Source organism: Bacillus sp. FSL W8-0848, from assembly GCF_038007805.1.
Lineage (GTDB): Bacteria > Bacillota > Bacilli > Bacillales > Bacillaceae > Bacillus > Bacillus glycinifermentans.
This window is the reverse complement of sequence record NZ_JBBOYB010000002.1, coordinates 195,097-217,952: the sequence shown is the minus strand read 5'-3', so window position 1 is coordinate 217,952 and position 22,856 is coordinate 195,097. Positions and strand designations below refer to the sequence as shown.

Annotated in this window: 23 protein-coding genes; 9 read left to right on the top strand and 14 right to left on the bottom strand. The window is 46.4% G+C overall.

Annotation, left to right across the window (positions count from 1 at the left end):
- Positions 1-11: 11 nt before the first annotated feature.
- Positions 12-923 carry a VanW family protein gene (locus NSQ39_RS21870; RefSeq protein ID WP_046131296.1) on the bottom strand — a complete coding sequence of 304 codons (912 nt, stop codon included), beginning with the start codon at positions 921-923 and terminating at the stop codon, positions 12-14.
- A 257-nt stretch (positions 924-1,180) separates the two neighbouring features.
- Here NSQ39_RS21870 and NSQ39_RS21865 point away from each other — a divergent pair, with 257 nt between their 5' ends.
- The 3 genes from NSQ39_RS21865 to NSQ39_RS21855 all read left to right on the top strand — a co-directional run bounded on the left by NSQ39_RS21865 (position 1,181) and on the right by NSQ39_RS21855 (position 3,667).
- Complete coding sequence (locus tag NSQ39_RS21865) at positions 1,181-1,576, top strand: hypothetical protein (RefSeq protein ID WP_236809685.1); 396 nt, start codon at positions 1,181-1,183, stop codon at positions 1,574-1,576.
- A 127-nt stretch (positions 1,577-1,703) separates the two neighbouring features.
- Positions 1,704-2,063 (top strand): hypothetical protein, encoded by a 360-nt coding sequence (locus tag NSQ39_RS21860; protein ID WP_231592706.1) that lies wholly within the window; start codon positions 1,704-1,706, stop codon positions 2,061-2,063.
- Positions 2,051-3,667 (top strand): AMP-binding protein, encoded by a 1,617-nt coding sequence (locus NSQ39_RS21855; RefSeq protein ID WP_046131297.1) that lies wholly within the window; start codon positions 2,051-2,053, stop codon positions 3,665-3,667. Before NSQ39_RS21860 ends, NSQ39_RS21855 begins: the two co-directional genes overlap by 13 nt.
- Positions 3,668-3,737: 70 nt before the next feature.
- On the opposite strand, the gene cotJC is transcribed toward NSQ39_RS21855, so the two are convergent.
- Genes cotJC through NSQ39_RS21840 form a run of 3 tightly spaced genes read right to left on the bottom strand, consistent with a single transcriptional unit; the run spans position 3,738 to position 4,831 of the window.
- Entirely contained in the window at positions 3,738-4,307 is a 570-nt protein-coding gene (gene cotJC, locus NSQ39_RS21850) for a spore coat protein CotJC (protein ID WP_046131298.1), read from the bottom strand.
- Between the two features lie 21 nt (positions 4,308-4,328).
- Positions 4,329-4,592: a spore coat protein CotJB gene (locus NSQ39_RS21845; protein ID WP_046131299.1), complete on the bottom strand. Its 264-nt coding sequence runs from the start codon at positions 4,590-4,592 to the stop codon at positions 4,329-4,331.
- Positions 4,589-4,831: a spore coat associated protein CotJA gene (locus NSQ39_RS21840; protein ID WP_046131300.1), complete on the bottom strand. Its 243-nt coding sequence runs from the start codon at positions 4,829-4,831 to the stop codon at positions 4,589-4,591. The genes NSQ39_RS21845 and NSQ39_RS21840 overlap by 4 nt, the downstream gene beginning before the upstream one ends.
- Before the next feature lie 224 nt (positions 4,832-5,055).
- Between NSQ39_RS21840 and NSQ39_RS21835 the strand changes: the two genes are divergently transcribed.
- Positions 5,056-6,210, top strand: a complete 1,155-nt coding sequence (locus tag NSQ39_RS21835) for an AbrB family transcriptional regulator (RefSeq protein WP_046131301.1) — start codon at positions 5,056-5,058, stop codon at positions 6,208-6,210.
- A 63-nt stretch (positions 6,211-6,273) separates the two neighbouring features.
- A protein-coding gene (locus NSQ39_RS21830) for an IS3 family transposase (protein WP_341014364.1) occupies positions 6,274-7,829 on the top strand; the annotation gives its coding sequence in 2 pieces (ribosomal slippage) (positions 6,274-6,931 and positions 6,931-7,829; 1,557 coding nt in all).
- A gap of 76 nt (positions 7,830-7,905) precedes the next feature.
- On the opposite strand, the gene NSQ39_RS21825 is transcribed toward NSQ39_RS21830, so the two are convergent.
- The 6 genes from NSQ39_RS21825 to NSQ39_RS21800 form a co-directional block, all read right to left on the bottom strand.
- Positions 7,906-9,204 carry an alpha-glucosidase/alpha-galactosidase gene (locus tag NSQ39_RS21825; protein WP_046131302.1) on the bottom strand — a complete coding sequence of 433 codons (1,299 nt, stop codon included), beginning with the start codon at positions 9,202-9,204 and terminating at the stop codon, positions 7,906-7,908.
- Between the two features lie 30 nt (positions 9,205-9,234).
- Positions 9,235-10,056, bottom strand: coding sequence for a carbohydrate ABC transporter permease (locus NSQ39_RS21820; RefSeq protein WP_373688050.1), 822 nt, complete (start codon positions 10,054-10,056; stop codon positions 9,235-9,237).
- A 9-nt stretch (positions 10,057-10,065) separates the two neighbouring features.
- Complete coding sequence (locus NSQ39_RS21815; RefSeq protein WP_175077615.1) at positions 10,066-10,992, bottom strand: carbohydrate ABC transporter permease; 927 nt, start codon at positions 10,990-10,992, stop codon at positions 10,066-10,068.
- Positions 10,993-11,007: 15 nt separating this feature from the next.
- Complete coding sequence (locus NSQ39_RS21810) at positions 11,008-12,264, bottom strand: ABC transporter substrate-binding protein (protein WP_175077614.1); 1,257 nt, start codon at positions 12,262-12,264, stop codon at positions 11,008-11,010.
- Between the two features lie 106 nt (positions 12,265-12,370).
- A complete protein-coding gene (locus tag NSQ39_RS21805) occupies positions 12,371-13,414 on the bottom strand; it encodes a LacI family DNA-binding transcriptional regulator (RefSeq protein WP_175077613.1) in 1,044 nt (347 codons plus the stop codon).
- A 166-nt stretch (positions 13,415-13,580) separates the two neighbouring features.
- Positions 13,581-14,642: a tetratricopeptide repeat protein gene (locus NSQ39_RS21800; RefSeq protein WP_175077612.1), complete on the bottom strand. Its 1,062-nt coding sequence runs from the start codon at positions 14,640-14,642 to the stop codon at positions 13,581-13,583.
- Positions 14,643-15,359: 717 nt separating this feature from the next.
- On the opposite strand from NSQ39_RS21800, the gene NSQ39_RS21795 reads away from it, so the two are divergent.
- The gene (locus tag NSQ39_RS21795; RefSeq protein ID WP_175077611.1) at positions 15,360-17,300 is read left to right on the top strand and encodes a S8 family peptidase; all 1,941 of its coding nucleotides are present in this window, start codon (positions 15,360-15,362) and stop codon (positions 17,298-17,300) included.
- Between the two features lie 57 nt (positions 17,301-17,357).
- Here NSQ39_RS21795 and lepB read toward each other — a convergent pair whose 3' ends face one another.
- Both lepB and NSQ39_RS21785 read right to left on the bottom strand, forming a co-directional pair.
- On the bottom strand, positions 17,358-17,873 hold the full coding sequence (gene lepB, locus NSQ39_RS21790; RefSeq protein WP_046131309.1) for a signal peptidase I: 516 nt from the start codon (positions 17,871-17,873) through the stop codon (positions 17,358-17,360).
- A 12-nt stretch (positions 17,874-17,885) separates the two neighbouring features.
- Entirely contained in the window at positions 17,886-18,497 is a 612-nt protein-coding gene (locus NSQ39_RS21785) for a TVP38/TMEM64 family protein (RefSeq protein WP_046131310.1), read from the bottom strand.
- A gap of 231 nt (positions 18,498-18,728) precedes the next feature.
- On the opposite strand from NSQ39_RS21785, the gene NSQ39_RS21780 reads away from it, so the two are divergent.
- A complete protein-coding gene (locus NSQ39_RS21780; RefSeq protein ID WP_046131312.1) occupies positions 18,729-19,094 on the top strand; it encodes a hypothetical protein in 366 nt (121 codons plus the stop codon).
- Here the strand turns inward: NSQ39_RS21780 and NSQ39_RS21775 are convergent.
- Entirely contained in the window at positions 19,088-19,669 is a 582-nt protein-coding gene (locus NSQ39_RS21775; protein ID WP_048406711.1) for a competence protein ComK, read from the bottom strand. The two genes, NSQ39_RS21780 and NSQ39_RS21775, sit on opposite strands and share 7 nt — an antisense overlap.
- Before the next feature lie 270 nt (positions 19,670-19,939).
- Here NSQ39_RS21775 and NSQ39_RS21770 point away from each other — a divergent pair, with 270 nt between their 5' ends.
- Positions 19,940-20,173 (top strand): IDEAL domain-containing protein, encoded by a 234-nt coding sequence (locus NSQ39_RS21770; protein WP_046131314.1) that lies wholly within the window; start codon positions 19,940-19,942, stop codon positions 20,171-20,173.
- Between the two features lie 123 nt (positions 20,174-20,296).
- Positions 20,297-21,852, top strand: a protein-coding gene (locus NSQ39_RS21765; RefSeq protein WP_231947364.1) for an IS3 family transposase whose coding sequence is annotated in 2 segments (ribosomal slippage) — positions 20,297-20,954 and positions 20,954-21,852 — 1,557 coding nt in all. Because the reading frame shifts where the segments join, the coding sequence is not laid out codon by codon here.
- A gap of 60 nt (positions 21,853-21,912) precedes the next feature.
- Here the strand turns inward: NSQ39_RS21765 and NSQ39_RS21760 are convergent.
- Positions 21,913-22,770 carry an SDR family oxidoreductase gene (locus NSQ39_RS21760; RefSeq protein WP_175077588.1) on the bottom strand — a complete coding sequence of 286 codons (858 nt, stop codon included), beginning with the start codon at positions 22,768-22,770 and terminating at the stop codon, positions 21,913-21,915.
- Between the last annotated feature and the right edge of the window lie 86 nt (positions 22,771-22,856).

The window sequence follows — 22,856 nt, the reverse complement described above, 5'->3', positions numbered from 1 at the left end:
AAGGGGGCCGTTTACTGTTCTGTATTAATTTCTTTTGGCAGCCGGGACGGGGCCTTTGGAACGTTTCGAATTTCGTTATTGATCACATCTGAAGAATAAAGCGTGACAACCATGCTCCCTCCATATCGTTTCGCCCTGATCAAGACCGGCTGGTTATATTTGTTTTGAAAGCGGAAGTCGGGTCCGTTCCAGCTTACCGTGGCATCGCGTCCGCGCGGAACATAAGGAACGCGCCTGCTGTGGGAATAGCGCTGGACGATTTTTAGCCCCGCGCGGTCGACGGCATTATACAGCGTTGATGATACTTGGCAGATTCCTCCGCCGATTCCTTCAGACAATTCACCTCTGACGATAATTGGAGCGCTCATGTATCCCTTGTTCTTAGTCCTCTGCCCGACAACCTCGTTAAATGAGAACGTCTCATTTGGAAAAACAACGTGGTTGTCAATCGCTTTGGCAGCAAGAGAAATATTGTGTGAACGGCTTTTATTGCCGGAATTAAAATAAGTCACGTATTGACCGATCTGCTGCACCCGGATATGGGCAAGCAGCTCGCTGTCAACCTTCGGGTAAATGTTCAATTCAGGCACTTCTACTTTCGAAGGGCCATTGCCGAAGAAATAGGAATAAAACTGTTCCTTAAACGCATGTCGATAAAGTCTGTAGCCTACTTTACCGGGGACGATTTTTCCATAATCATTGATGACGGCGTTTACAGGAGCCCGGTAAATTTTTCGATCAAGCTTATCAATGAATGAACGGTATTTTCCCCCGTCGATAATTGGAGTGCCGGGAAGTGGTAATGTAAAGTCCTCGCGGTTAACATTTTCAATCGTCTGCCCTCGCTGTGTGATCGTTAAGCTGTCTGAAGACTCTGCAGGCTGAGCCAATAATAAAAGTCCAGTTATCCAAATATTCATCATAAGTCGGTTTACCTCCCGAGATTTAGTATAAACAGGAGGTCATTCTTTAATGTATGTCAGACCCGAATCAACATGCTGCCGGGTTAACGCCGCTGGACGCATGACGGATTCCGGGCACGTTTATCATTTGCGGCGAAAATTGCTTTCCCAGGACCGCCTATTTCCTGTATTTTTGAAAAAGAAAATGAACAGCCCGTTCTTCACTTAAGACCGGCCATACCTTTTATAAAACGGCATTTCGTTTCAGGCTCAGAAGGATGCGGAAAGCGGGGGGAGGTGTTTGCCGTGCTGCGCATCCAGAAGGCTTCGGCCTGGCGATCGGCCCCGCCGCCGGGCTTGCCGTCTATTCGTATCAGTCCGTCGTGATCTTCGGTTTTCAGGCATGCACACTTTTTCTTTATTGGCTTGCCGTTTATTTTAGGCTGCCGGAAGCTTATCCGTCAAAAAGCAAAAAAGAGATTTTTCGACAAGAAAAACCGGTTTCCGTTCAGGGCAGGTACATCCAGCACCGCCCCGTCCTGCTTCTGATGCTGTTACCGATTCCTGTCAGCCTGCTTTATGCACAGCTTGAAACAAACTACCGCCTTTATTTGAATGATCTTTTTAAAGATATTTATTCTGGCTGCTTTCCCAGTCTGCCACGCCCTGCTTAGCATCATCCTGCAATTCCCGCTCGTGAAATGGACGAAAAAGCTGGATATGAAAGCGATTTTTATGTTTTCTTACGGCTTCTATGCGATTTCGTCGTAGGCTTTGCTTTTTCTTCCTTCTGGCTGTTTGATGATCATCCTTTTTACCGCCGGGGAAAGCCTGCTGCTCAATCACATTCAAACGTTCGTCTCAAGGATCGCACCTCATCAAATGCTCAGCAGGTATTTTGCATTTTACGGGCTGCATTGGGATATTTCCCGGGCAATCGGGCCTTATTTGGGCGTATTGGTCTCCATCGGCTTCGGAGGCGCCGTTCTCTTCCTGTCTGCAGGTGCGGTTGTCGCTCCGGAAGGGATCGCCCAATGCTTCGCGATTGAGCATCTGAATAAAAGGAGAAAATCAGCCTTTATAGTACCTGGTACTAGAACAAAGTGCTATAATAAAATCATTATTCTTCTTGAACATGAGGAGGCATTATGGATACATTAAAAAAACAAACGATCGGAAGCCTGCTGAAGTCAGCCGCAGACCGGTTTCCGCATCATGAAGCAGTCGTCTATTCCGAGTTGGATTTGCGATATTCGTATCAGGAGCTCTATGAAGAAACGGGGAAAATTGCAAAAGGTTTGATGGCGCTCGGCATCCAAAAAGGAGAGCATGTCGCCATCTGGGCATCGAATATTCCGGAATGGATTCTCCTGCAGTTTGCAACCGCGAGAATCGGCGCCGTGCTCGTCACCGTCAACACGAGCTATCAGGCAAGAGAGCTTGAATATTTGCTGGAACATTCGGATTCGACCACCCTCTTTTTGATGGACGGCTATAAAGGCACTTCCTACATTGATATGATTCAATCGATTACGAAAGATCCGAAAAACCTGCCAAAGCTCGAACGCCTCGTCTATCTTGGACGCGGGGACGCACCGGAAAAGATGATCTCATTTGCAGACGTTACCAAAAAAGGCAGCCTGATCTCTGATGACGCCCTTTTTGAAAGAGAGTGGTCTTTATCACACGAAGACGTCATTAATATGCAGTATACGTCTGGAACGACCGGATTTCCGAAAGGCGTGATGCTGACGCACAATAATATCGTCAACAATGCCGCGATCGTCGCTGCCAGGATGGGGCTGGGGAGCGAGGATAGATTATGCATCCCGGTCCCGCTTTTCCATTGCTTCGGCTGTGTGTTAAGTACGCTTGCCTGTGTGTCGGTCGGCGCGGCTATGCTGCCGATCATCGAGTTCAAGCCGGAAACGGTGCTGCAAACGGTCGAAAAAGAAAGGTGCACAGGTCTGCAAGGCGTGCCGACAATGTTTATCGCCGAGCTTTCGCACCCTAATTTTTCCGACTATGACCTTACTTCATTGCGGACCGGGATCATGGCAGGGTCTCCGTGTCCGAAAGAAGTCATGAAAAAAGTCATGAAACAGATGAATCTGACGGATATCACAATCGCATACGGACAGACAGAGTCTTCTCCCGTCATTACTCAGACGACGATTACTGATACGATTGAGCGCCGCGTCGAAACAGTCGGCAAAGTGCACCCCCATGTAGAAATCAAAATCGTCGACCCTGAAACGGGCGAAACGCTCGGCCCCGATGAGCAGGGTGAACTGTGTACAAGAGGATATCTCGTCATGAAGGGATATTACAAAATGGAGGAAGCCACGAAAAAGGCCATCGATAAAGACGGCTGGCTCCATACAGGCGATCTCGCGGAAATGGATGAGGACGGTTACGTCAGAATTACAGGACGTCTGAAAGATATGATCGTCCGCGGCGGGGAAAACATTTACCCGAGGGAAATTGAAGAATTCCTTTACGAGCACGAAGATATTGTCGATGTACAGATCGTCGGCGTTCCGGATGAGAAATACGGGGAAAAAACAGCCGCTTTCATTAAATGCAAACCTGGCAAAAAGCTGACGCTTGAAGATGTCAGGGCATTTTGCAAAGGCCAGCTTTCCTATTATAAGATTCCTGAATATGTATTTCATCTCGATGAATATCCGCTGACCGCCTCCGGCAAAGTGCAAAAGTACATTTTGAGAGATTGGGCAAAAGAGGCGTTGCACGCGGTGAAATAGTTGAATTGAAAAAAGCCGAAAATACCATGAACAAAAGCCTTACATGGTATTTTCGGCTTTAATGCATGAGCTAAAACACTTTTTTTCGGTCGCGCTCTTCCTTTAAGATTTCGACGGCTTCGCGGAACCGCTGGGAATGAACGATTTCCCGCTCTCTTAAAAAAGCCAGCCCGTCATTTAAATCAGGATCATCCGACATGTCAATCAGCCATTGGTAGGTCGCTCTCGCTTTTTCTTCAGCCGCAATGTCTTCATATAAATCTGCAATCGGGTCGCCTTTTGCCTGAATATATGTAGCTGTGAACGGAACACCTGCCGCATTATGATAAAACAGGGCTTTGTCATGATCTGCGTAATGATCGCCGAGGCCCGCGTCCCTCAGCTGCTCAGGCGTCGCGTCTTTCGTTAATTTGTATACCATCGTCGCAATCATTTCCAAATGGGCGAATTCTTCTGTGCCGATGTCTGTCAGAAGGCCGACAACCTTATCAGGAATGCTGTAGCGCTGATTCAAATAGCGGAGCGCAGCCGCCAATTCGCCGTCCGCTCCGCCGTACTGTTCGATTAAATATTTGGCCAGCCGCGGATTGCATTCCCTCACTTTCACGGGGTACTGCAGTTTTTTCTCATACAGCCACATGAACCTGACTCCCTTCCTTCTTTAAACTTGCCATGGCCAAGGACTTTGTTTCCAGCTCCAGTACGATGTCGTATGATCGGGGTCCCCCTGCGTGAGAGGGCCGTATTTTGATACGAACTTTGCTTTCAGCTTTTTGGAATATGCCGCATACTGATTGTATTGTTTAATTGCATCCATATCATCCGGATGTGTATCAAGGTACAGCATGAGCTCGACAATGACAAAATCAACCGCCTGAATCTCATGAAGCCTTTGATAATAGTCTTGCGGCAAAGTGTGTGTCATCCTCCCTTACCTCCTATCTCATAAGGATTTTCATAAGGGTCGTAAAACACGGGCCAAAGCGTCCCTTTTTGCAGCGCCTCCATCGGAGAAAACTGCGGAAGACCGCGGGGCTGAAAGCCTAAATACAAATTCGGCGGGGTCCGGTAATATCTTTTGCCGATTGGGGGGCACGGATCAAAAGCGCTGTGGAAAGGACGGTACGATTTAACTCTGGTGAATGATTCCTGGGCGTGTTTCAATGAATTCACCTCTAGTTTGTGATCGAATCTAATCTATTGTATTCACACATTCTTCCTGATATGTTCCTGAACGATTCTTTTTCCTTTGATCAGTTTTTCTTATTAATCTTTTAAATAAATTCGTATTTTACCAATCGTTAAAATTATATTATAGTTATAAATAGATTAATACTTTACCAAGTGAACAAAAAGGCTATCGTAGTATATAGGAAGAAGGGTTTTCATTGAGAATAAAAAATGATTTCCTTCGGGATATCATAATGATATTCATCAGCAGCCTCGGGGGGTTTCTGCTCTCATTAACGGGGATGACGATCGGGTGGATGGTCGGCACAATGACGGCTGCCGCCTGTCTGTCATTGTTTCGGCCGGCTCCGCTGAAAGAAGCGGTCAGCCAACACGGCATTCATAAAGGGTGGCTCAGTTTCGGGCAAATGTTATTGGGCATTGAGCTCGGCCAGAAAATGAATATGTCCGTGATTTTAATTTTCAAAGAAAACTGGCTCTTTGTCGGGGTGATGCTGATCCTTTCCGTCATTTTCGCAATGCTCTCCGGATTTGTATTATGGCGGTTCAGCAATGCGGATATGATGACGAGTTTTGTAGGGACTGCGCCCGGCGGACTTTCCGCCATGCCCGGCATTGCACAGGAAGTGGGAGCCAACACGGCTATCGTCAGCCTTGTGCAGACGATCCGGGTGCTTTTGGTTGTCATGACGATTCCTTTTTTCGTCTTTTTCATTCATTCTAAATATCCGGATTCGCATGCTGTCACACACCAGATGCTTGCCGCCGGTACATCCGAATTCGGAGCAGAATACGTGATGTGGACAGCCGTCTTTACACTCGCCGCTTTTTTTGCCTGTAAAGCGGCGAAACGGTTAAAATTTCCCGCGCCATGGCTGCTCGGAAGCATGATAGGCGTCGCCGCCGTTCAAATCGCCGGGAGCTCCCTGGCCGGCTACAGCCTGACCGCATGGTGGCCCCACGGGTTTTCGGTTCTGTCGCAAATCTGCCTCGGCGCAACGATCGGCTCGAAAATTCATAAGGAAATGTTCATCGGCGTAAGCAAAACGCTTACCGTCGCCTTCCTCGGCTCCGTCGGCCTGATCATCGCAATGATCGCGAGCGCCGTCGTGACTGCCCATGTGGCCGGCATTTCGTTGACGACGGCCATATTGGCTTTTTCACCAGGAGGAATTGCAGAAATGGCGACAACATCCGTTACCCTTCATGCCGATTCGACATTTGTTGTCGCTGTGCAAGTGTTAAGGGTCGTGCTCGTCATTGCCATGATGCCGCCTTTCTTTCGGCTGCTGCATCACAGATCGGAAAAAACGGCGCACCCGCATATAAAAAAAGCCGGAACTGAGGGATGATATGCTCCCCTAAAGGTAGACAGATGAAATAAAAAAATCTGTTTGCCTTGGGGGAGTTTTTTCATGGCTGGAAAATGGTTTTCAAAAGAAGAAAAATTGAATATTCTATCAGAATGTGATCAGGGCAATAATTCGGTGAAGGAGATCGCAGAAAAATATGGCATTCATGCCGAAACGATTCGTGAATGGAGAACATCGCATGATATGGCGGGTGTGGAGAGTTTGGAACGTTCAAAGCGCCATAAGTTCTATCCCGCAGAATTAAAATACAATGCCGTGAAAGACTTCTTATCCGGACGCTACTCTCAAAGAGAAATCTCGAGAAAATATAAGATTTCCAGTAAATCCGTACTCATGAAGTGGGTTGAGCTTTATAATGGTCATAAAACGTTAAAAGACAGCGGGAGAGGAAGGAATCGTTTGATGACCAAACGGAAGAACGTTTCATTGGAAGAACGGATTGAGATTGCGAAGGATTGTCTAGCTCATGGAAAGGACTACGCCAGATCAATGGAGATTCATCAAGTCTCCTACCAACAGGTGTATCAATGGGTGAAAAAGTATCAAGAAGGTGGAGAAGAAGCCTTAAAAGATACACGGGGAAAACGCAAAACCGAAGAAGAACTGACACCTGAAGAAAAAATTCAACGGGAAAACAAACGGCTGGAACAGGAAAATGAGCGTTTGCGCGCAGAGAATGCGTTCTTAAAAAAGTTGGAAGAGATCAAAAGGAGGCGGTTCTAAGTCAGGTTCGGTACGAAGATCGATATCTCGCCATTTTAGAGCTGAATCGAAAAGAAGGCTTTTCTGTCCAAATGTTATGTGAGATTGCCGAAGTTTCGCGCCAGGGGTATTACAAATGGAGGAGCCGAGTACCTTCAGCGAGAGAAAAACAGAATGAAAAGATTATCGCCAAAATGGCGCTACTTCACGAACAAATTGGCGGTATCTACGGATACCGCAGAATGACCTTAAACATGAACCGCCGCTTTAAAGAGCGCCTCAATCATAAGCGCATCTATCGGCTGATGAAAATTGCCAAGCTGGAGTGTGTCATTCGGCGGAAGAAAAAACGTTACGGCAAAGCGACGCCTCAACATGTGTCCGAAAATATCCTGAATCGAGAGTTTAAAGCGGACAAACCAAATCAAAAATGGGTGACTGATGTGACAGAGCTAAAATACGGCCATCGGAAAGCGTACCTCAGTGCCATTTTAGATCTTCATGAGGGAATGGTCGTGTCTTATGTGCTGGGGAAATCCAATAATAACGCCCTTGTGTTTAAAACCTTGAACCAAGCGCTTGAGGCAGCCCCAAACGCACGTCCTCTCCTTCACAGCGACAGAGGTTTTCAATACACGTCCCACCAGTTTAGAAGGATGATTGAAAACGCAAATATGACACAGAGTATGTCCCGCGTCGGCCGCTGTATTGATAACGGCCCCATTGAGTCGTTTTGGGGGAAATTAAAATGCGAGAAATACAGACGGAATTCGTACGAGACATTTGAGGCACTTCAAAGCGCAATTGATGAATATATCCACTTTTACAACCACGATCGTCTACAAGAAAAACTAAACGGCCTCAGCCCAGTGGAATACAGGGCTAAAGCCGTCTAGTGTGTTTTAGTTATTTCCACTGTCTACTTGACAGGGTGCAGATCAGGATAACCCTTTCGTTCCGGTTTTTTTATGCCTATCGAAACGCCGGCAGCCAGTCGCCATGAGCCTCGATCAGCTCGTCACACATATTGACGATATCATCGATCGACAGTTCCGACGCCGTGTGAGGATCGAGCAATGCAGCCTGATAGATGTGCTCTTTCTTTTTCGTCATTGCAGCTTCAATCGTCAAGAGCTGTGTGTTAATATTTGTGCGGTTTAAAGCCGCAAGCTGCTCAGGCAGCTCGCCTGCGATGCACGGGGTAATCCGGTTTTTCTCCGCCACACAGGTCACTTCGACGACTGCCTTTTCCGGAAGGTTTGTAATCAGCCCTTTATTCAATACGTTCCCGCCGAATGTGAACGGACGATTCGTTTCCATCGCTTCGATTATTCTTGAACTGTACTCCTTCGACCGCTCGTGCGTCAAATTCTGATTGCCGACGATCTCGCCGCGCATCTCTTCCCAGCGTTTGATCTGTTCTTGGCATCTCCTCAAATACTCGTCAATCGGGATGTTGAGCGCTTCAATGAGATCCGGATATTTGCTTTTGATAAAATAAGGATGGTATTCGGCATTATGTTCGGATGATTCTGTCACATAGTAGCCGAATTTATCCATCAGCTCAAATCTGACCATATCGCCGTGCTTTGTTTTCTGCTTTTCCTTCGCTCTTTTTTTGATCTCCGGATATAAGTCCTCGCCGTCTTTTTTGACTTCGAGCAGCCATGCCATGTGATTGATGCCGGCGATTTTTTCTTCGATTCCGTCATGCTCCATGCCGAGCGACTCAAACAGATCTTTTGTACATACTTGAACGCTGTGGCACAGGCCGACCGTTTTCACATCTGTATAGCGAAGCATCGCGCCGGTCAGGGAAGCCATAGGATTTGTATAATTCAAAAACCACGCGTCTGGAGCGACGCTTTCGATATCCTTCGCCATCTCCAATAAAACGGGGATCGTCCTGAGCGCCCTGAAAACCCCGCCGATTCCGACCGTATCTGCAATCGTCTGTTTCAGCCCGTATTTTTTCGGAATCTCAAAATCGATGACGGTGCTCGGTTTATAGCCGCCGACCTGAATCGCATTGATGATATATTTCGCCCCGGCCAGCGCTTCCTTCCGATCATCGTAGGCGCGAATCGAAATCGTTTCATTGTAGCGGTTCCTTAAATGTTCAAGCATATCCTTTGACTCTTTCAAGCGCCGTGGATCGATGTCGTACAAAGCAAATTCAAACCCGTCGAGGGCAGGAACCATCAGGCAGTCTCCCAATACGTTTTTCGCAAAGATCGTGCTTCCCGCTCCGATAAAAGCTATTTTAGACATTCATTTTCCCCCTGTTGATCAATTTGTGATTCATCCTTTAAGTGCTCCTGATGACAATCCTTTGATAAAGTACTTTTGCAGGAATAAAAACAAAATCGTCATCGGCAGCATCGCCATCAGCGAGGCGGCAGCCACCAGATGCAGGTTGTTCGCGTTTTGGCCGAAAAAGCCGGCAATCGCAACGGTGAGGGTCTGCACTTCTTTATCCTGCAGGAAAAAGATCGAAAATTGATAGTCATTCCAAATGAAGACGCAGGCAATAATGCAAACAGTCGCTGTTACCGGTTTCAGCAACGGGAAAACGATGTTAAAGAAAATCCCCATCGTACCCGCCCCGTCCATCCTGGCAGCTTCCTCCAGTTCTTTCGGAATGGTCGAACGGATAAAACCGGCATATAAAAAAATCGCGAGAGGCATATAAGCCGCTGTATTGTTCAGAATCGCTACCGCATGCGTATTCATCATCCCGAGCTCCACCACCATTTTGTATAAAGGAACCATCGACGATAGCGGCGGGATGATCATGATGGCGATAAACAAAAAATAGACGGCCTGATTCAGCTTTGTCCGGCGCCGGGCAAGCGGATATGCGGCCAGTGAGCCGATGAAAATGAGCAGCAGAGCGGAAACGAACGTAATGATCGCAGTATTGATAAATGAGTTTGTTAAACCGGCTTTATCCCACGCTTCCGTAAAATTGGCGATACTGAATTCTTCGGGGAGCTTCCACTTCGAGCTGAAATCCCCCTTTTGTTTCAGCGCCGTCGTAAGCAAAATGTAGAACGGAACAAGGTGCAGGACTGCAATAGATAAAGCCAGCCCTGTCAATAGGATGCGTTTCTTTTTTTGCATACGTTTCATCTACGCTTCCACCTCCTTGCGTTTAAAATAGATGAGAGCCGAAAAGCTGATCACAAGGATCATTACCGCCATGAAGACGCCCTGTGTCGCCGCATATCCCGCATCCTGCCTCTTAAAATACAAATCATACATAAACGTCGACATTGATTGTGAAGCATTGCCCGGACCGCCGCCCGTCAGCGCCAGAATGACATCGAACAGCTTTAATCCGCCGATGATATTGATCACCATGTTGATCGTCACCGAGGGCATCAAAAGCGGAAGCGTAATCTTCCAAAACTGCTGAAAAGCGCTGGCCCCGTCGATTTCAGCTGCTTCGTAAAAGTCTTGCGGAATGCTTCCCAGTCCTGCCAAATAGATCACCATTGCAATGCCCACGAATTGATACGAATTAACGAAAACGATAATCCACGGGTTGATTTCCGGGCTGCTTAACACGTTTACCGGGCCGGCGCCAAACAGCTTCATCACATCATTCAATGCGCCGCCTTCATAAGAAAAGAAAAAATACCAGATATATCCCATAATGAGCGGGCTGATAATTACCGGCAAGTAGACGACCGTTCTCATTACAGCTTTCATTTTGACGCTTTGAAACAGCAGCAGGGCATAAAGAAGCCCGACCATATTTTGCAAAATCGTACTGCCCAGCCCGTACAAGAGGGTGTTTTTGACAACAAGCCATGTAGCCGGATCGGCGAGCATCCGTTTATATTGGCTAAACCCCACCCATTCGTGCGATTGGGAAAAGCCGTTCCAATTCGTAAACGTGATTTTGATCCCGTTTGCGAACGGATAGATGATAAACACTGAGACAAGGAAAAGAGCCGGAAGATACATCCACCAGAGCGAGGCGCTTTTCTTCCATGACGGCCTTCTGCTTTTTCTTAGAACGGCAAGGCTTCTTTCTTTTGCTAATTCGCTCATCTCTTCACCTTCTTTTTATTGGCCTTTCAGCCTGATGTATTCGTCTTTTATTTTTTCTGAAACCTGCTTCGGCGTTAGTGTGCCGGCAAGCAGCTCCTGCCCCGTCGTCCCCATGACGTCCCACATCCCGCTCGGCAAATAAACGCGGTCAAAATAGGGCTCGATTTTCATATCCCGATATTGTTCGTAAAACTTAGAATAGTAGTTGTCAGCCTTGGTGTTGGTCAATGCTTGAGGAAATGAAGTGGCTTCAGCGATCTTTTTCGCATTTTTTGGCTGTGCGGCAAATTCGATAAACCGTTTTGCTTCCTTCAAGTGTTCTGAATCTTTCCAGACAGCGATTGTATGACGCTCTCCTCCGATCCAGCTCGGTTTGTCTCCTTTATGAATGGCGGGTGTCGGAACGATGCCAAGCTGTATATCCGGATTGACTTCTTTCGTATCAGGGCCGATCGAGGTAGTCGAGAGGGTAAAGCCGATTTTCCCTTGAGCCATCAATTCGACAAGCTGGGAGGGTTTCGCCGTCAAAATATCTTCGTTAATGAGTTGTTTCTCCTGCATTTCTTTAAAGATCTTGGCCAAACGCGCATATTCGGACCAATCAAATGTCCCTTTCTCAAGCGCTTCTTTTTCATTGTGCTTTTCATCTGTGATGAGAAGAGGGGTGGCAAGCTGATCATAAAACTGTGCCAGTGAACCCTTGTCTGAACCGGCAAACCAAAACGGGATCACGCTGCCGCTGCTTTTTTCTTTGATCGTCACAAGCGCCTTCATCAGTTCGTCCAGCATCTCGGGCGGCTTGATATGATATTTCTTTAAGAGGCCGGCGTTGTAGGTGATTCCGTCCTTTGCCTGATTGAACGGATATGCGTATACTTTCCCCGTTTCATCTTTCAAAATCGGTTTCAGGCCGGGGTCAAGATGTTTCGTCCAATTCATATCCTTCAAATCGGCAGCATATTCTCCGTAGCGGATTTTCGCCCAGCCGTGAGTATCGAATAAATCAGGCATATCGTTTGCCGCCATCTTTACGCGAAGCATATTTTCATAGTCTGCGCCGGGAAAGTTGATATCGATCTTGATGCCTTCATTTTCTTTTTCAAAATCATCGGCCACGCTTCTGAGCGCTTTTTTTTCATTGTCATTGGTCATTGTTGAAAACAGCGTCAGCGTGACCCCGCCATTCTGCTGTCCTGCGCTTCTTCCCGAGCAGCCTGCTGCCGTACCGGCCAGCAAAACGAGGAAAATAAAAGAAAACATTAATTTTTTCATCAAGCTTCACCTCATTCCTTATGAATCAGATTCCAAAAAAAACGCTTTCATTTTTGGTTTACTGAAATTTAGTAATCACCTCCTTCATAACTGCGGCCTGAGGATTTCAGCATTGCCGCCTGTGAAACCCGCAGCTTTCTCTAATGATGAGCTCCGAGGGAACAGTGACTTGCAACGGAAGGTTTCTTCCTCTCATACGGTCGAGCAGCAATTTGACGCCCGTCCGCCCCATTTCCTCTGTGGGCACTTTAACAGTCGTTAAAGCAGGATTCGCATATTTGGCCGCTTCAATGCCGTTGAAGCTGACAATCGCCACATCGCCGGGAACCTTGAAGCCCGATTCGCGCAAAGCCCGCAAAGCGCCGATCGCCATTGAATCACTGGCAATGAAAAAAGCATCAGGCACTCGCTTTTTCGCAATCGCCTGTTTCATCAGTTCATAGCCCTCCTGCATCGAATACTCGCCGACATAGATATTGTCGGAGCTTTCCGCACCGGTCAACTGCATAAACGTTGTCAGCCGCTTATCTTCAATTTCAACCGCTTCCGTTTTGCGGTCGCTTGCCCGAAAATGCTCTTTCTCCCGGCCTCCGATATATCCGATGTTTGAATAGCCGAGCGATATCAGATGATTGAGTGCCCGTCCCGTGGCTTTTTGAAAATCGACGACAACGGAATCGTACTGCTCTTCGCCGTCTGTATGGTTGATGTATACAATGTTTTTTAAATCGCCGATGCTGTGCTTCAAACCGGTAATATTGATTCTCCCGATCACGATCAAACCGTCGACGTCCGACACAGGCTGATTGAAGCGGATGCTGCTTAATTGAATAAATTTCGTGATAAAGACCCCTTTTTCAAAACACTCGCTTTCAATTCCCTGTCTGATCGAATAAAAGTACGGATCATTCAATTCCTCCTCCTGCGACTGACAGACGACAATGCCGATCCGCGGGCTTTCCCCGCTTCCTGCATACTCATGTTCATTGCGGCGCCTGCGGTTGTTTTTATAGCCGAACCGCTCTGCAATATCCAGGATCCGCTGCCTTGTTTCAGGTGTAACTGATAAAGACTGATCGTGGTTGAGCACTCTTGAAACCGTCGTTGCAGAAACCTTCGCTTCCATCGCGATATCTTTTATGGTTGCCATTTTAACCCCCCAATGCATACTTCATCCAATTTCACTAAATGTTTACTAAAGACATCTTAACAAACAGAAAGAATGTTTTCAATATTAAAAATATTTTGATTCAAACAAAAAAGCATTTGGTCAAATCCAAATGCTTTTTTGCCGCTGAGCCGCAAGTAGCAGCTTTTCATTGCATTACCGCCGCTTTTTTCATCATCTCCTCCGTCTGAATCGCTTCAAGGAAAAAATGCGCGGCTTCTTTATAAAGCGCCTTTTTGCTGTAGACATTGGCCGCTATGAGCGAAAGTTCCCGCACGCTGTCATATTGCTTTCGTTTCAATAAGGCGGCAAGGCTTTTTTTGCAATCGTCAAACGCTTTTTCATGATAGACGGAGTATAGGGCATCAACTTTCGCGTCAAATATGTCATTACAAGCCTCTCGTGACCTTTCTTTCCCTTCCGTATAGTAAACGATCGCCCGGTCGTGCCCGCCGGTTTTGAAAAGCTCCTTTATCAATAAATAAACGGATTGAAAGTAGTGGTCTGATGCGGCGTATGCTTTATCTTTCAAGGCTTTTTCCAAATATGTAATGCTCTCTTCCGGCTTGTCCATGGCCGAATAAAGAAGGCCGTAGTGATGGAAGGCGTGCGCCTCCTTGACATGGTCACCTGCAGCCCTCGCTGTTTTGACTGCTTCAGCCAAAAATTGTTCCGCTTCTTTATATTTTCCCATCTCAGTATAATTGTCCGCCATCGTCATGTAGACCGAGACAAGATTCATAGCGTAACCGCCATGATCCTGGAAAATCTCCATCGCTTGTCTTGTGTGGCTCAGCGACATCAAGTTTTCTCCTAAGTCATAATACAATTTGCCGATTTTTTCGTGAAATCGCGCGGCTTCTATCGGATCGTCCACATGGGCAAGTTTTTTTTCGGCCGTTTTGTAAAAGCCGATCGCCTGCTGATCATTTTTCTTATAGCTTTCGTATGCTCCGGAAAAAAGGTGAAAATAATACGAAATCAAGTGTGAGTCGCCATATCCTTCCCCTCTATTGTCGTCCGGCATGCCGTTATGCATTTCTTCTAGAAGTGCGTAATAGGTGAGGAACGCTTCGCTTTCTTCCATTTCCTTTACTAATGGCTTGGCTTGTTTAAATAATCGTACCGACTGTTCTGTATCGTTTTCCTCGATAGCCCGGTACCATGAGTTCAGAATGTTGGCTGCTTCCTCCGCGGGAATCTTATTCATGGAGAACTCCTTTCTTCCTGAATGCTATATTTTTATATCATACTATATCTTACCTTTTATCACACCTATATAACTAGGTCTATTTTCTCATTATCACAAAAAAACGTCCTTTTACAGCAGGGACGTTTCCGATCGAGGCCGTAAACATCGGTGTAATAGCAGGATGCCCGGTCAGGCAGAACTTTCCCGTTTCCGCCCGAAGAGCTGCAGCTCAGTTCTTTTTTAGCCGGTGTTTTGTTTCACAAATGCATTTTCCTCCAGACGGTCGGCACCCATTTATCCAGCATGATTGCAGCCAATGCCGTTTGACAGACGCTGCTGGAATCTTAATTCCGCGATCCCGAATTGTATATCTATCAGTCCGCCCGCCCTTTCGCCTGAGCCGCTTGAATCAAGTCATTATACATAGGTCTTTTCCTGATGTACGTATGGTTCTTGCCGGCCCATTCATCTTAAAAACAACTGACCAATCAAACATATGCTGCACAGCATAGCCGGCCAGACCTCACTTCCTTCTCCGCTTCATGCCAATAATATGAACGGGGTCACCGCTGCAAAAACTTTGTAAATCCTGGTGCGAAATTGATCATATTTTATATCTGAAAATTTACAACCGTTTTATTCTTCGAATTTTCAATCCTCTTTTCTCTTTGAAACGAAGGTCTTTTTACCGATATATAGAGCGAACCCCGTAAAATGAAAAAGGAGGAGAGCTTTATGACAAAGTTATGGAAAACCGCTGCTTCTGTCATGCTGTTTTTAGGTGTTTTCGCCATGTCCCCCCGCGTTCATGCTGAAGGCCAGCAGCACGGAAGCGGGGTCATCGTCGTTTACAAAAACAAAAGCGGACAAGAAACGGCGCTGGAGAACAGCGAATCCGTCGATCATCAATACAAACATATTCCCGCCGTCGCCGTTACGGCTGACAAAGAGACAGTACAGGACTTAAAAGATGATCCCGATATTTTATACGTTGAAAAAAACGTCTCATTTACGGCAGCCGACAGCACCGAATTCAAAGTATTATCAGATGAAATCGGTGAAGATTCAGATTCATTTGAACAATGGAATTTGAAGCCGATTCAGGCTGAAAAAGCCTGGAGTGCCGGACTTACGGGGAAAAATGTGAAAGTCGCGGTAATCGACACCGGAATCTCCGCCCATGATGAGCTTACCGTTTCAGGCGGCACGTCAACGGTCAGTTATACGTCCTCATACAGCGATGATAACGGCCACGGAACGCATGTCGCCGGGATTATCGGAGCCAAGCATAATGACTATGGAATCGACGGGATTGCTCCGGGTGTCCAACTGTATGCAATCAAAGCACTCGATCAAAACGGAACGGGCGATCTTGAAAGCATTCTCAAAGGAATCGACTGGTCAATCGAACATGGCGTCAATGTCATCAATATGAGCCTTGGCACGTCTACCGACAGCCAAATCCTTCATGATGCCGTCGATAAAGCCTATCAAAAAGGGATCTTACTGGTTGCGGCAAGCGGAAACGACGGAAACGGACATCCTGTCGATTATCCGGCCGCCTACAGCAGCGTCATCGCTGTTTCCGCAACTGATGAAGAAAACGGGATTGCCGGTTTTTCCAACACCGGAGCAGATGTTGAATTTTCCGCTCCCGGCACGTCAATCATCAGTACGTATTTACACCAGCAATTTGCTGCAGGAAGCGGCACATCTCAAGCCACGCCGCACGTAACCGGCATGCTTGCGCTTTTAAAACAACTGTATCCAAATGAAACAAGCGCCGGACTCAGGCAGCAATTGCAGCAAAATGTCAACGATTTAGGAGATGCCGGCCGCGACCAGCTGTTTGGCTACGGTCTTATCCAATACAAAGAAACACAGTCAGCAGCGCTTGCAGCGGCAAGAAAAGCCGTTGAAAACGCTGAAAAAACAAAGCTGCAATCTGATATTGACGCCGCACGCAAGCTCGTCGGCAAGCTTCCCGATTCATCAGAGAAAAATGAGCTGCAAAAACGGCTGGACAATGTTCAGTCAGAGCGAAACCTTGCGGATGCAAAACGCAAAGTCAGCCTTGCGGAAAAGTACAAAACCGAAAAAAGCGTTGGCGAAGCACAATCGGCCATCAACAAGCTGCCGGACGGAATCGCAAAAACGAATCTTCAGAAGCGGCTGGACAATGTAAAGAGGTATATGGCAAAAGCGATTGACAAAGCGGCGGAAAAAGTAACTAAAGCTGAAAAGAAGAAAAATAAAACAAATCTAAAAGACGCTGAGAAAGCGGTCAGCCAGTTGCCAAGCGGTTCTGCGAAAACGAAGCTGCAAAAACGTCTCAATGCGGTCAGAGCAAGCCTCATCAAAACAGCAAAACAGGCTGTAACTTCGGCCGAAAAAGCAGCAAATGACTCAAATATCGCCAAAGCTCAAAAAGCCGTCAATGAACTCGATTCGGGAAAAGACAAGACAAACCTGCAAAAAAAGCTTGACGCTGCAAAAAAGAAGGCAGCCGCATCTTACAGCAAAAAAGTAAAAAGCGCTGAAGCAAAAGTAAAAGCGGCCGAGAAAAGCAAAACGAAAAAGGCAAAAGCCTCCGCACAATCCGCGGTTAAACAGCTGAAAGCATCTTCTGCAAGAACGAAGCTGATGAAACGGCTGAATGCGATTAAAGTAAAGTAACGCACAAAAAACCTTTAAGCCATGATCATGTCAGGCTTAAAGGTTTTTTTCCGGCCATTACTTTTTATCAATCCGTTCAGCGACGATGCCGACAATCTCCTTGTCTGAGACAAAACCGAAATGGCGGCTGTCATAGCTGTGAATCCGGTTGTCTCCAAGGACAAAATAATGGTTCTGGGGAACCCTTTTCTCTCCCGTTACCTCTTCCAGAGTAAAATCCCCGGTCAGATCGCCCCCTGCGGTAACCTCCTTTAAATCATCCAAATAAGGTTCTTTCACCGGTTTGTTATTAATGTACAGCTGGTCATCCACATATTTAAGCGTTTCGCCCGGAAGACCGATGACCCGCTTAATGAACACATCTTTCTCAGGTCCTTTAAACAGAAGGATGTCAAAGCGGTGGATCGTTTGAAAATGATGGGCAAAGCGGTTGATAAGAAGCGTGTTGCCCTCCTGATAGGTCGGATTCATGCTGACCCCTTCTACTTTATATTCGATGAAAACGGCGTTTTTCACCTGAATACCAAGGACGATTAACAGTGCCGCGGCGATGACCAAAAAGCGCTTTTTCACATTTATGTCCCCCTAGTCATTCTCTCTCTGGCTGAATTTCACGTTCAAGCGATGTTCGAGCCGCTTTCCGGCGTACCATAAAATCATAATGACGATGATGGCAGCAGCTGTTCGCAAAGGCTGCGTAAACAGCGCCTTCAGGTCATGGCCGATAAAGCTGACAATAAAAATCATCACAAACTTTCCGCAAAGCACCGCAAGCGAAAAAGGCACAGGGCTGATCCTTGAAAGCCCCGCCACAACATTTACCGCTGCCGAAGGCGTGAATGGAAAGCAAAGCAGCAGGAACAACGGGCCGAAGCCGCGCTTTTCCAGCCAGGTCATCAGCTTTTTCACCGACTGATGCCTCCGTATAAAACCAAGCGCCTTTTGCTGGCCGAAATGGCGGATAAACAGAAAGACCGCAATTGAGCCTGCTGAAGCGCCGATCCACGTCAAAATGAACCCCTCCCACAAGCCGAACGAATTCACATTTGCGACGATAAATACGATGAGGGGCAAAAACGGAAGAATCGCTTCTATGAACGGCAGCAATATGGCGGCAAACGGACCAAAAGCCCGATAGCTTTGAAAAAATTGTGTTAGATTCTCTTCTGTAAAATAACTGAACAATTGCTCCAACATTTATTCTCCTCATACAGTTGTCTACTTCTATTCTACACGTTAAAGCCGAAACTTTAAATGATCGGGCTCCGGAGGTTTTTAAAGAAACGTCCGGCCGCGGATTCTTTATTAGTCTGAAACAACCGGCGCATTTTAGTCTTTTTTTCCCGTTCTTGAAAAAAGAAAGGACTTTCGTGTACAATAAAAACAGAACAAACGTTCCTAAACAGAAATGAAAAGAGGAGAAAAGCCATGACGAGAATTCCCTCCGATGTCAGGGACACGATTGAAAAGGCTATTTATCTTCCAATGACCATCAGCATCTTAAACAGGGATATCGCCATCGTTCAGCAGAGCCCGTTTAAGCTTAAAGATCCTTATCTGCGCCTGATCGAGCAGGCGCTGAAGCTGGCGCAGCGCGATTTACACGATGTAAAAAACGATTTGCGCAGACGGAAAGTCAAAATTCACGAAGTGTCCCGGGACGAAGCGTTTACGATGTATTGCTTCATTTACGAAGGATACGAGGAAGAGCACAATTACTTCAACCCCCGTATCCGCAACCAGGTCTCCGCTCTTTTGGAGCATTATTTATTCGCGGCAGAGCCCGGTCAATAGCGCTTTCTCAGCTCCCTGAGGATGAATTCATAGATCAGCTGGTTCCGATCCTCCTTCGGATACAGCATAAATTCCTGTTTTTTCGGCGCGGCGTTCCCTTCAATCCGGTCGAGAAATTTCGTTCTCAGCCATGCCGTGCGGTAAACCTGATTTTCGAAAGATGCGCTTGACACCGGCAGCTCCAGCGATTCACCGTTTACGAACGTAACGAATGTATTGTCATACTTAGCCGCACGGAATTCATGAACATGCGCATGGGAAAGCCACCCGCATTGAGGCCTTGTAGAGGAGAATGTGGGAAAAAGAAAAATATTGTTTGAATGATCCACCATGATCGGCGGCTTATGGGAAACTTTAATGACTTCGTACGTGCCGGCCTTTCTCCCCGCATAGCTTGAACCGAAATAACGGCAGCTTCTCTCTATGATTTGAAAAGGTCTCATATTGACCCGAAATGTCCTGTCGGTTTCAAGCACTTTTGAGGCGGGCGTTTTTCCATCATCAAGAGGCAGAACTGCCATTGTCGAACTGTTTACTTCATAAGAATCTCTTGTCAAATCTTCGGTATTGCTCATCATGATCCTCCCAACCATTAGTCAATTTATACTATTAATCTAACATTATCCTACTAGAAACGACAGGATTTTTTCAATTAATTTGAAAATATGTTTTTAAAATGCCATTTTTATGTTTTAATCCGAAAAAATCAAGTTTTCCGTCCTAATCTATACCCTTTTCTTCTTATAAAGACGCTTTTTCGAATAATTATCTAAAAATTTTAAATACTTATTGATTTTTTTATTTGCAATCCATATACTATAAAAAAGGCATCAGGGGGAATCTTTATGAAAGAGAAAAAGTCGTACGCTGAGCTCATGAAGTCCCGCAATAACCAAAAGGTAAAAGAACTTGATGTAACCATCACGGACATCTACATTCAAATGGTCCTTGATGAGTCGTTGTTTAAACGGCGCTTGAACTTGCTGTATGAGAAAATTAATGAGGCATTGGACAAAGGAGATAAACAATCTTTCCTTGAGCTTTCAAGAGAATATACCGCGTTGAAATTGCACGCATAACAGCCAATCCCCAGGAAAGGATTGGCTTTTTTATACGCAAAAAGGCCAAGCGCTTACTGATATGCTCCCCTAAAGGTAGACAGATGAAATAAAAAAATCTGTTTGCCTTGGGGGAGTTTTTTCATGGCTGGAAAATGGTTTTCAAAAGAAGAAAAATTGAATATTCTATCAGAATGTGATCAGGGCAATAATTCGGTGAAGGAGATCGCAGAAAAATATGGCATTCATGCCGAAACGATTCGTGAATGGAGAACATCGCATGATATGGCGGGTGTGGAGAGTTTGGAACGTTCAAAGCGCCATAAGTTCTATCCCGCAGAATTAAAATACAATGCCGTGAAAGACTTCTTATCCGGACGCTACTCTCAAAGAGAAATCTCGAGAAAATATAAGATTTCCAGTAAATCCGTACTCATGAAGTGGGTTGAGCTTTATAATGGTCATAAAACGTTAAAAGACAGCGGGAGAGGAAGGAATCGTTTGATGACCAAACGGAAGAACGTTTCATTGGAAGAACGGATTGAGATTGCGAAGGATTGTCTAGCTCATGGAAAGGACTACGCCAGATCAATGGAGATTCATCAAGTCTCCTACCAACAGGTGTATCAATGGGTGAAAAAGTATCAAGAAGGCGGAGAAGAGGCCTTAAAAGACAACCGAGGGAAACGCAAAACCGAAGAAGAACTGACACCTGAAGAAAAAATTCAACGGGAAAACAAACGGCTGGAACAGGAAAATGAGCGTTTGCGCGCAGAGAATGCGTTCTTAAAAAAGTTGGAAGAGATCAAAAGGAGGCGGTTCTAAGTCAGGTTCGGTACGAAGATCGATATCTCGCCATTTTAGAGCTGAATCGAAAAGAAGGCTTTTCTGTCCAAATGTTATGTGAGATTGCCGAAGTTTCGCGCCAGGGGTATTACAAATGGAGGAGCCGAGTACCTTCAGCGAGAGAAAAACAGAATGAAAAGATTATCGCCAAAATGGCGCTACTTCACGAACAAATTGGCGGTATCTACGGATACCGCAGAATGACCTTAAACATGAACCGCCGCTTTAAAGAGCGCCTCAATCATAAGCGCATCTATCGGCTGATGAAAATTGCCAAGCTGGAGTGTGTCATTCGGCGGAAGAAAAAACGTTACGGCAAAGCGACGCCTCAACATGTGTCCGAAAATATCCTGAATCGAGAGTTTAAAGCGGACAAACCAAATCAAAAATGGGTGACTGATGTGACAGAGCTAAAATACGGCCATCGGAAAGCGTACCTCAGTGCCATTTTAGATCTTCATGAGGGAATGGTCGTGTCTTATGTGCTGGGGAAATCCAATAATAACGCCCTTGTGTTTAAAACCTTGAACCAAGCGCTTGAGGCAGCCCCAAACGCACGTCCTCTCCTTCACAGCGACAGAGGTTTTCAATACACGTCCCACCAGTTTAGAAGGATGATTGAAAACGCAAATATGACACAGAGTATGTCCCGCGTCGGCCGCTGTATTGATAACGGCCCCATTGAGTCGTTTTGGGGGAAATTAAAATGCGAGAAATACAGACGGAATTCGTACGAGACATTTGAGGCACTTCAAAGCGCAATTGATGAATATATCCACTTTTACAACCACGATCGTCTACAAGAAAAACTAAACGGCCTCAGCCCAGTGGAATACAGGGCTAAAGCCGTCTAGTGTGTTTTAGTTATTTCCACTGTCTACTTGACAGGGTGCAGATCATACCGCCTGTCCTTTTTATCCGTTTATGATCGTTCCCCCGTTGACATGGAGCACCTGCCCGGTCATGTAAGAGGAATCGTCGCTCGCCAGAAACAAATAGCTCGGCGCTACTTCGACAGGCTGTCCCGGACGCCCCATCGGCGTCGTCGAGCCGAACACCTCGACTTCCCTTTCGGTAAACGTCGACGGGATCAGCGGCGTCCAAATCGGTCCCGGCGCCACGCCGTTGACGCGGATACCCTGATCAACGAGCGATAAAGCAAGCGATCGCGTAAACGACGTAATCGCTCCCTTCGTCGATGAATAATCGATCAGCCTTTCATTGCCGGCATACGCCGTAATCGACGTCGTATTAATAATCGAGCTGCCTTTTTTCATATGGGGCAGAACTGCTTTTGTTAAGTAAAACATCGAAAAAATGTTGGTTTGAAACGTCCTGAGGAGCTGATGGCTCGTGATCTTTTCGATTCCTTTCTGCGGATGCTGTTCAGCTGCATTATTGACAAGGATATCAATCGTCGGAAATGCTTCATTCGCCCGGCGGACCGCCTCATTGCAAAACGCTTCATCCCCGATGTCTCCGGCGATCAGCATGCAGCTTACGCCTTCTTTTTCGACATAAGCCTTCGTTTCTTCCGCATCGCGGTGCTCATTCAAATAAACGATGACGACGTTTGCCCCCTCCTTCGCAAACAAAACGGACACCGCCCGGCCGATCCCGCTGTCTCCCCCTGTAATAATCGCTGTTTTTCCGGCCAGTTTTTTCGCCTTTTTCGGCCTGTCAAAAACGGGACGGGGGTTCATCACATACTCCAATCCGGGCTGCTGGTTCTGGTGCTGGGGAGGCAGTATTTTTTTCGGCTGTTTACTCAAGGTGATTTCCTCCTTCACATCAATTAAACCTTACTATTTTATGGATAAATCAAATTTTTATGACAAGCCGTTTCCCGCGCATGAAT

Bases quoted from the DNA above. Each gene is read 5' to 3' on its own strand.
- cotJC (WP_046131298.1), bottom strand. From the start codon at position 4,307: ATGTGGCTGTATGAGAAAAAACTGCAGTACCCCGTGAAAGTGAGGGAA.
- NSQ39_RS21775 (WP_048406711.1), bottom strand. From the start codon at position 19,669: ATGAGCAATACCGAAGATTTGACAAGAGATTCTTATGAAGTAAACAGT.
- NSQ39_RS21860 (WP_231592706.1), top strand. From the start codon at position 1,704: ATGATCATCCTTTTTACCGCCGGGGAAAGCCTGCTGCTCAATCACATT.
- NSQ39_RS21800 (WP_175077612.1), bottom strand. From the start codon at position 14,642: ATGAATAAGATTCCCGCGGAGGAAGCAGCCAACATTCTGAACTCATGG.
- NSQ39_RS21815 (WP_175077615.1), bottom strand. From the start codon at position 10,992: ATGAGCGAATTAGCAAAAGAAAGAAGCCTTGCCGTTCTAAGAAAAAGC.
- NSQ39_RS21855 (WP_046131297.1), top strand. From the start codon at position 2,051: ATGGATACATTAAAAAAACAAACGATCGGAAGCCTGCTGAAGTCAGCC.
- NSQ39_RS21780 (WP_046131312.1), top strand. From the start codon at position 18,729: ATGACGAGAATTCCCTCCGATGTCAGGGACACGATTGAAAAGGCTATT.
- NSQ39_RS21805 (WP_175077613.1), bottom strand. From the start codon at position 13,414: ATGGCAACCATAAAAGATATCGCGATGGAAGCGAAGGTTTCTGCAACG.
- NSQ39_RS21770 (WP_046131314.1), top strand. From the start codon at position 19,940: ATGAAAGAGAAAAAGTCGTACGCTGAGCTCATGAAGTCCCGCAATAAC.
- NSQ39_RS21845 (WP_046131299.1), bottom strand. From the start codon at position 4,592: ATGACACACACTTTGCCGCAAGACTATTATCAAAGGCTTCATGAGATT.
- NSQ39_RS21870 (WP_046131296.1), bottom strand. From the start codon at position 923: ATGATGAATATTTGGATAACTGGACTTTTATTATTGGCTCAGCCTGCA.
- NSQ39_RS21820 (WP_373688050.1), bottom strand. From the start codon at position 10,056: ATGCAAAAAAAGAAACGCATCCTATTGACAGGGCTGGCTTTATCTATT.
- NSQ39_RS21810 (WP_175077614.1), bottom strand. From the start codon at position 12,264: ATGAAAAAATTAATGTTTTCTTTTATTTTCCTCGTTTTGCTGGCCGGT.
- NSQ39_RS21785 (WP_046131310.1), bottom strand. From the start codon at position 18,497: ATGTTGGAGCAATTGTTCAGTTATTTTACAGAAGAGAATCTAACACAA.
- NSQ39_RS21825 (WP_046131302.1), bottom strand. From the start codon at position 9,204: ATGTCTAAAATAGCTTTTATCGGAGCGGGAAGCACGATCTTTGCGAAA.
- NSQ39_RS21865 (WP_236809685.1), top strand. From the start codon at position 1,181: ATGCGGAAAGCGGGGGGAGGTGTTTGCCGTGCTGCGCATCCAGAAGGC.
- NSQ39_RS21795 (WP_175077611.1), top strand. From the start codon at position 15,360: ATGACAAAGTTATGGAAAACCGCTGCTTCTGTCATGCTGTTTTTAGGT.